At 66.4% G+C, this 7,393-nt stretch carries 5 protein-coding genes; 2 read left to right on the top strand and 3 right to left on the bottom strand.

Annotated elements, in window-relative coordinates; all coding sequences use genetic code 11:
* Positions 1-365 precede the first annotated feature (365 nt).
* Entirely contained in the window at positions 366-1,529 is a 1,164-nt protein-coding gene (locus tag H610_RS0113960) for a type III PLP-dependent enzyme (RefSeq protein WP_028240242.1), read from the bottom strand.
* A gap of 441 nt (positions 1,530-1,970) precedes the next feature.
* Between H610_RS0113960 and H610_RS0113955 the strand changes: the two genes are divergently transcribed.
* The gene (locus H610_RS0113955; RefSeq protein WP_028240241.1) at positions 1,971-3,554 is read left to right on the top strand and encodes a peptide chain release factor 3; all 1,584 of its coding nucleotides are present in this window, start codon (positions 1,971-1,973) and stop codon (positions 3,552-3,554) included.
* 246 nt (positions 3,555-3,800) lie between these two features.
* Positions 3,801-4,157: an endonuclease domain-containing protein gene (locus H610_RS23920; protein ID WP_043238601.1), complete on the top strand. Its 357-nt coding sequence runs from the start codon at positions 3,801-3,803 to the stop codon at positions 4,155-4,157.
* Positions 4,158-4,238: 81 nt separating this feature from the next.
* Here the strand turns inward: H610_RS23920 and H610_RS0113945 are convergent, their stop codons facing one another.
* Together H610_RS0113945 and H610_RS0113940 are read right to left on the bottom strand one after the other, a co-directional pair.
* Complete coding sequence (locus tag H610_RS0113945) at positions 4,239-5,699, bottom strand: sodium-dependent transporter (protein ID WP_028240240.1); 1,461 nt, start codon at positions 5,697-5,699, stop codon at positions 4,239-4,241.
* A gap of 494 nt (positions 5,700-6,193) precedes the next feature.
* Positions 6,194-7,264 (bottom strand): Glu/Leu/Phe/Val dehydrogenase dimerization domain-containing protein, encoded by a 1,071-nt coding sequence (locus H610_RS0113940; RefSeq protein ID WP_028240239.1) that lies wholly within the window; start codon positions 7,262-7,264, stop codon positions 6,194-6,196.
* Positions 7,265-7,393 lie beyond the last annotated feature (129 nt).

Genomic DNA, 7,393 nt, shown 5'->3' with positions numbered 1-7,393 from the left:
CCGGGCCAGCCCCTCATCCGGCCCTGCGGGCCACCTTCTCCCGCGGGGAGAAGGGAAAAGCACGGCGCGGCCTGCAACCTGGACGAACACCTGAAGGAGCAGGCTCTGCCTGCGACCGGAGCCCGCGCGAGGTCGCGCCCAGCGCCGGGGCCTGACGTAGGGTGGAGACGGCGCAGCCTCATCCACGCGTCGGGTCCAGCCAATGCCTGGGCTCACTGGCCGATCGAGTGAACAGCGGCAGCGGTGGAAAACGCTTCGCGGTTTTCCACTCTACGGCGCACGTTTCTCTCGTCCCGTCTAGGCGCTTTTGCCAAGCGACAAAAAACCTCGCCGAAGCGGGGTTCTCTCACCACGGCGTCGACGCCTCAGATGTAGTACGCCTTCAGCGGCGGGAAACCGTTGAACTCCACCGCGCTGTAGCTGGTGGTATAGGCGCCGGTCGAGAACCAGTACAGCCGGTCGCCGCTCGCCAGGTTCAGCGGCAGGCCGTACTTGTAGTGCTCGTACATGATGTCGGCGCTGTCGCAGGTCGGACCGGCGATGACCACTTCCTCCATCTCGCCCTTTTTCTCGGTCCAGATCGGGAATTTGATGGACTCGTCCATGGTTTCGATCAGGCCGCTGAACTTGCCCACGTCGGTGAACACCCAGCGCTCGACCGCGGTACGCGACTTGCGCGACACCAGCACCACCTCGGACACCAGCACGCCGGCGTTGGCGATGAGCGAACGGCCCGGCTCGAGGATGATTTCCGGCAGGTCGTCGCCGAAGTCGTCCTTGAGGAAGCGGATGATCTCGTCGGCGTAGGTGTTCAGGTCGTTGGTCTTGGCGATGTAGTTGGCCGGGAAGCCACCGCCCATGTTGATCATCTTCAGGACGATGCCGTCCTCTTCCTTCAGGCGCTCGAAGATCACCTTGACCTTGGCGATGGCCGCATCCCAGACGTCGATGTCGCGCTGCTGCGAGCCGACGTGGAAGGACACGCCGTAGGGCACCAGGCCCAGCTGCTTGGCGAGGATCAGCAAATCCAGCGCCATGTCGGTCTGGCAGCCGAACTTGCGCGACAGCGGCCAGTCGGCGGTGTTCGAGCCCTCGGTAAGGATCCGCACATAGACCTTCGAGCCCGGCGCGGCCTTGGCGATGTTGCGCAGGTCCGCTTCCGAGTCGGTGGCGAACATGCGCACGCCCTTCTCGTAGAAGTAGCGGATGTCCTTGGACTTCTTGATGGTGTTGCCGTAGCTGATGCGGTCGGCGGTGACGCCGGTGGACATCACCTTGTCCAGCTCGTAGATCGAGGCGATGTCGAAGTTCGAGCCCTTGTCGCGCAGCAGCTCGGTGATCTCGATGGCCGGGTTGGCCTTGACCGCGTAGTAGATCTTGGCGAAGGGGAAGTTCTTCACCAGCTCGTCGTAGGACTGGCTGATGATCTGGGTATCGATGACGACGAAGGGCGTTTCATGCTGCTCGGCGAACTGCTTCATGCGCTGGAAGGTTTCGCGCGGATAGTAGTCTTCGATCTTGATCGACATGCAGGGCTCCAGTTGGCGGAACGGAAGAGTGAGCACGGGGTGGCGCGAGGCCGTGAACGTCTGACAGTTTCCCCATTTTGGTTCGCCTACTTCCCAAGGCACGTCGCCGAGCATCACCGGCCCCGGAGAATCCCTCCGAGCATTGCTCTCGGGGTTCGAACCGGCGACCTCTCGTCGTCAGTACTTGAGCCGGATGGATCGTTTCCAGCATGGACGTTCGGGCGCGAACTTTAGAGCCACTAACCCCCGAGATCAATGGAAGCGCGTCCCTTTTTCGGTCGACGGGCGAACCCCTCTCGTTGTAACCGACCGGGATGACCGCATGATGTTCCGGCGCCCCGCCGGCCGGCGCGCCCGCGCCCGTCGCCGCGCGGGACGCCCAGGCGCCCTTTGCTCTATAATCGCCGGCTTTTTCCGAACCGCTTTCCAACCGGGACCGCCATGACCACCCAGGCCGCCGAAGTCGCGAAACGCCGCACGTTCGCCATCATTTCCCACCCCGACGCCGGTAAGACGACCATCACCGAAAAGCTGCTGCTGATGGGCCAGGCGATCGCCGTGGCCGGCACGGTCAAGTCGCGCAAGTCCGACCGCCACGCCACCTCCGACTGGATGGAAATGGAAAAGCAGCGCGGCATCTCCATCACCACCTCGGTGATGCAGTTCCCCTACCGCGAGCACATGATCAACCTGCTCGACACCCCCGGCCACGAGGACTTCTCCGAAGACACCTACCGCACCCTGACCGCGGTGGACTCGGCGCTGATGGTGCTCGACGGCGGCAAGGGGGTCGAGCCGCGCACCATCGCCCTGATGGACGTCTGCCGCCTGCGCGACACGCCCATCGTCAGCTTCATCAACAAGCTCGACCGCGACATCCGCGACCCTATCGAGCTGCTCGACGAGATCGAAGCGGTGCTGAAGATCAAGGCCGCGCCCATCACCTGGCCGATCGGCTCGTACCGCGACTTCAAGGGCGTCTACCACCTCGGCGAGGACCGGATCTTCGTCTACACCCCCGGCCACGGCCACGAGCGCATCGAGACCAAGGTCATCGAGAAGCTCGACTCCGACGAGGCGCGCAGCCACCTGGGCGACCTCTACGACGACTTCGTCGAGCAGTTGGAGCTGGTCCAGGGCGCCTGCCACGAATTCGACAAGGACGCCTTCCTCGCGGGCGAGATGACGCCGGTGTTCTTCGGCACCGCGCTGGGCAACTTCGGCGTCGATCACGTGCTCGACTCCATCGTCGACTGGGCGCCGATGCCGCTGGCGCGCGCGGCGGTCGAACGCAGCGTGGAGCCGACCGAGGAAAAATTCACCGGCTTCGTGTTCAAGATCCAGGCGAACATGGACCCCAAGCACCGCGACCGCATCGCCTTCATGCGCATCTGCTCGGGCAAGTACGAGAAGGGCATGAAGCTGCGCCACGTGCGGATCAAGAAGGACCTGAAGATCGCCGATGCGCTGACCTTCTTCTCCAGCGAGCGCGAGCACCTGGACGAGGCCTGGGCCGGCGACATCATCGGCCTGCACAACCACGGCACCATCCAGATCGGCGACACCTTCACCGAAGGCGAGGTGCTCGGCTTCACTGGCATCCCGCACTTCGCACCGGAACTGTTCCGCCGCGTGCGCCTGAAGGACCCGCTCAAGTCCAAGCAGCTGCGCCAGGGCCTGCAGGAGCTGGCCGAGGAAGGCGCCACCCAGGTGTTCTTCCCCGAACGCAACAACGACATCATCCTCGGCGCGGTCGGCGTGCTGCAGTTCGACGTGGTCGCCAGCCGGCTGAGGGAGGAATACAAGGTGGAATGCGCCTACGAGGCGATCAACGTCTGGTCGGCGCGCTGGATCGAATGCGAGGACAAGAAGAAGCTCGAGGACTTCAAGAACAAGGCCTTCGAGAACCTCGCCATCGACGGCGGCGGCCACCTCACCTACCTGGCGCCGACCCGGGTCAACCTGAGCCTGATGGAAGAGCGCTGGCCCGAGGTGAAGTTCAGGGCGACGCGGGAGACGCATTGAGGGCGCTGCAAGCCCCTCACCCCAGCCCTCTCCCCGGCGGGGAGAGGGGGGTTTCCGGTGCCAGCCAGAGGCTCCAGGCTCCAGGCTCCAGGCTCCAGGCGATTCAAGCTCACTGTCTCTTGCTTCGATGACCTGCGTCCTGTCAATGCACATGGATTGAGCCCAACGTGAACCAGTCCCCTCTCCCCTCCGGGGAGAGGGCTAGGGTGAGGGGTACCTCTCCATACCCATTCACAAGGACCGTGAATGCCCAAACCGACCCCGGAACAGCGCGGCTTCGCCCGCCAACTGCGCCACGACCTCACCGATTGCGAGCACCTGATCTGGAGCCATCTGCGCAATCGGAGGCTCGGTGGGCTCAAGTTCCGTCGCCAGCATCCCTGGCCGCCCTACGTGCTGGACTTCTATTGCCCGGAGCGCGCCCTCGTGGTCGAACTCGACGGCAGCCAGCACCTCACACCAGCGGGACGGGCACAGGACGCGCAGCGGACCCTGCACCTGCACGCAGCCGGGCTGACCGTGCTTCGCTTCAGCAACCTCGACGTGCTCGACAATCTCGATGGCGTGCTGGAAACGATCATGAACCAGGCGAAACCCGACTAGCTTTCTCGCTGCCCCGCTCGCAAAAAAAACGCCCCCAACCACGGGGGCGCAAGCTGCCCTACCACTCCGATCGCAACCTCGTCAGACGCGGGCCTGCGCCTTCAGCCCGCGCGGGCGGAAGAGTTCGCCGGCCACCGCCAGCACGCCGATCGCGCCGGCGATCCAGTACCAGCGCGCCAGCGGGTCGAAGCCCAGCCAGCCGAGCGCGTGCAGGAACACCATCAGGATCAGCACCGGGCTGACGTAGCGCACCATGAACAGCCAGAGCGCGTGGCCGGCCGGCGACAGGCCGAGCTCCTCGCGCAGGATCTCGCCGCGCAGGCAGTAGCCGGCGAGCACCGCCATGAGAATCCCCCCGAGCGGCATCATCCAGCGCGAGGTGAGGTAGTCGAGGCCGTCGAACAGGGTCATGCCGAACAGCTTCCAGTCGGCGCCGACGTTGAACGAGAGCATCGCGCTCAGGCTGATCACCAGCAGCACGGAGCCCGCACCGAAGGCCGCGCGCGGGCGGCTGATGCCGTACTTCTCGTTCAGGTAGGCGACCACCGCCTCGATCATCGAGATCGCCGAGGTCAACGCCGCCACCGACACCATGGCGAAGAACAGCACGCCGAACAGGGTGCCGAACGGCATCTGCTGGAAGGCCAGCGGCAGGCTCATGAAGATCAGCCCCGGCCCGGCGCTCGGGTCCATGCCGTTGGCGAAGATCACCGGGAAGATCGCCAGCCCCGCCAGCAGCGCCACGCAGGTGTCGGCGATGGCGACGATGAAGGTGGTGCGGGCGATGGACTGGCCGTCGGGGATGTAGGAGCCGTAGGTGAGGATCGCGCCGCTGGCCAAGCTGAGGGTGAAGAACGCATGGCCGAGCGCGGCGAGGAAGGCTTCGCCGGTCAGCCTGGAGGCGTCGAAGCTGAACAGGAAGGCCACGCCCCGGCCGAAGCTGCCGTTGGTCCAGGCATAGCCGACCAGCGCCAGCAGCATCACCGCCAGCCCCGGCATCATCCAGCGGAACGCCCGTTCGACGCCCGCCTGCACGCCCTTGCCGACGATCAGCAGGGTCAGCAGCGCCACCAGCACGCTCCAGCCGCCGAGTTGCAGCGGGCTGGCGTTGTGCGCCTCGAACACCGCGCCGAGCGCCTCGACGCTGGGTGCGGCCAGCGAGCCGTCGAGCATCTTCCAGGTGTAGGCGAAGGCCCAGCCGGCCACGACCACGTAGAAGCAGAGGATCAGGAAGCCCGCCAGCATGGCCATGCCGCCGACCGCCTTCCACGCCGGGTTGCCGCCGTTCTCCCGCACCACCCGGCCGATGGCGTCGATCGGGCTGCCGCGGCCGCGCCGACCGAGCGCGATCTCGGTCATCATCACCGGGATGCCGATGGCCAGGATGCAGGCCAGGTACATCAACACGAAGGCGCCACCGCCGTACTCGCCGGTGATGTAGGGGAATTTCCAGATATTGCCCAGGCCCACCGCGGAGCCCGTGGCAGCGAGGATGAAACCCCAGCGCGAGAGCCAGAGGTTCTTCGGTTTTTCTCGAGTCATTCGTCACCTGTTGTTGTTGTCGTGACTGGCGCAGTGCGCGCGTGCAAGGCATGGGTCGCGACCCACGCGCCCATCACACGGGTTGCGCGGATCGCCGGCAAGGTGGGCGCAGGGGACCGGGCGGTCCGGTCGAGGGATGCGGTGTCAGCCTGGCCTTACAGCACCGGTTTCCGGCCCCGGTGCCGCCACGACGGCCGGCAAGCGTAAGGAAAATCTGCCGCGACGGCACGTTCTTCTTCCAGCAGCCGCCGAGCGGGCGTCGATGGGGGTGTGCGTGTTGGTCTCTAGCGCCGTGATGGCCGCAGGCAGAGCCTGCTCCTACAGGTGCAGGCGAACGGTGAGGCGGCAGGCAATGCCATGCCCCTGCCCTTCTCCCCCCGGGAGAAGGTGGCGCGCAGGGCCGGATGAGGGAGGCTTTCAAGGAAACGTCCAGCGGAGATGAAAAGGCCCCGCCCCCGCCTCGCCTGGCGAGCGGAGGCGGGGCAACAGGAGACTCAGGCGTGCGCGGGCGCGCGGGTGGCGAGGCGTTCGCGGGCCAGCCGGTCGGCGATCACCGAGGTCGGCACGCCCTCGGCCTCGGCGCGCTGGAAGATCTGCTGCAGGGTCGGGCCGATGCGCTCGACGTGCGCGCGGATCTGTGCCGCGCTGCCGCCGATGCGCTCATAGCAGACGTCGATGATGCCGCCGGCGTTGATCGCGTAGTCGGGCGCGTAGAGGCAGCCGCGGCGCTGCAGTTCGGCACCGATTTCCGGCGAGGCCAGTTGGTTGTTCGCCGCGCCGGCGACTACCGGCGCGCGCAAGGCCTCGAGGGTGTCGGGATTGAGGATGCCGCCCATGGCGCAGGGCGCGAAGACCTCGACCGCCTGCCCGTAGATGTCTTCGGGCGCCACCACGCGCGCGCCCAGCTCGTCCGCCGCGCGCTGCACGTTCGGCGCATGGACGTCGCTCACGCAGACCTCGGCGCCGGCGTTCACCAGGTGTCGCGCCAGGTCATAGCCGACGTGGCCGACGCCCTGGATCGCCACCCGCACGCCCGCCAGGTCGTCACGACCGAGGCGATGATGCACCGCCTCGCGCAGGCCGAGGAACACCCCGTAAGCGGTCGAGGGCGACGGGTCGCCGCTGCGCGTGCCGCCCTCCAATGCGTCGCGGGCGATCGCTCCGCAGACGTGGTGGGTGCGCTGCGCCATCAGCTGCATCTCCGGCACGCCGGTGCCCGAGTCCGCGGCAGTGACGTAGCGGCCGCCGAGGCTGTCGACGAAGTCGCCCATGGCGTGGAACAAAGCCGGCGTCTTGTCGCGGTGCGGGTCGCCGACGATCACCGCCTTGCCGCCGCCCAGGGGCAGTTCGGCGAGCGCCGACTTGTAGGTCATCCCGCGTGCCAGCCGCAGCACGTCGCGCAGGGCGTCGGCGTCACTGGCATAGGGGTACATGCGGCAACCGCCGAGCGCCGGGCCGAGACGGGTGTCGTGGATGGCGATGATCGCCTTCAGGCCGCTGGCCTTGTCGTGGCAGAAGACCACCTGTTCGTGGTCGTCGAAATCGGGGTGGGTGAAGACGGACATGAAGACCTCGTTGTTGTTGTTCTGTGCCTTTCAGGAACGGTTGGGTTGTCAGGCACACGGTGGGCTTTAGCCAACCGATGGCCGAAACGTCCCGGCGGGCTGATACGGGAGTTGCCGCTGCACCTGGAC

Origin of the sequence: Stutzerimonas azotifigens DSM 17556, from assembly GCF_000425625.1 — a bacterium.
Classification (GTDB): Bacteria; Pseudomonadota; Gammaproteobacteria; order Pseudomonadales; family Pseudomonadaceae; genus Stutzerimonas; species Stutzerimonas azotifigens.
This window is presented reverse-complemented; position numbering and strand designations above follow the sequence as displayed.

Coding starts and splice junctions, on each gene's coding strand:
- H610_RS0113940 (WP_028240239.1), bottom strand. CDS start 7,264: ATGTCCGTCTTCACCCACCCCGATTTCGACGACCACGAACAGGTGGTC.
- H610_RS0113960 (WP_028240242.1), bottom strand. CDS start 1,529: ATGTCGATCAAGATCGAAGACTACTATCCGCGCGAAACCTTCCAGCGC.
- H610_RS23920 (WP_043238601.1), top strand. CDS start 3,801: ATGCCCAAACCGACCCCGGAACAGCGCGGCTTCGCCCGCCAACTGCGC.
- H610_RS0113955 (WP_028240241.1), top strand. CDS start 1,971: ATGACCACCCAGGCCGCCGAAGTCGCGAAACGCCGCACGTTCGCCATC.
- H610_RS0113945 (WP_028240240.1), bottom strand. CDS start 5,699: ATGACTCGAGAAAAACCGAAGAACCTCTGGCTCTCGCGCTGGGGTTTC.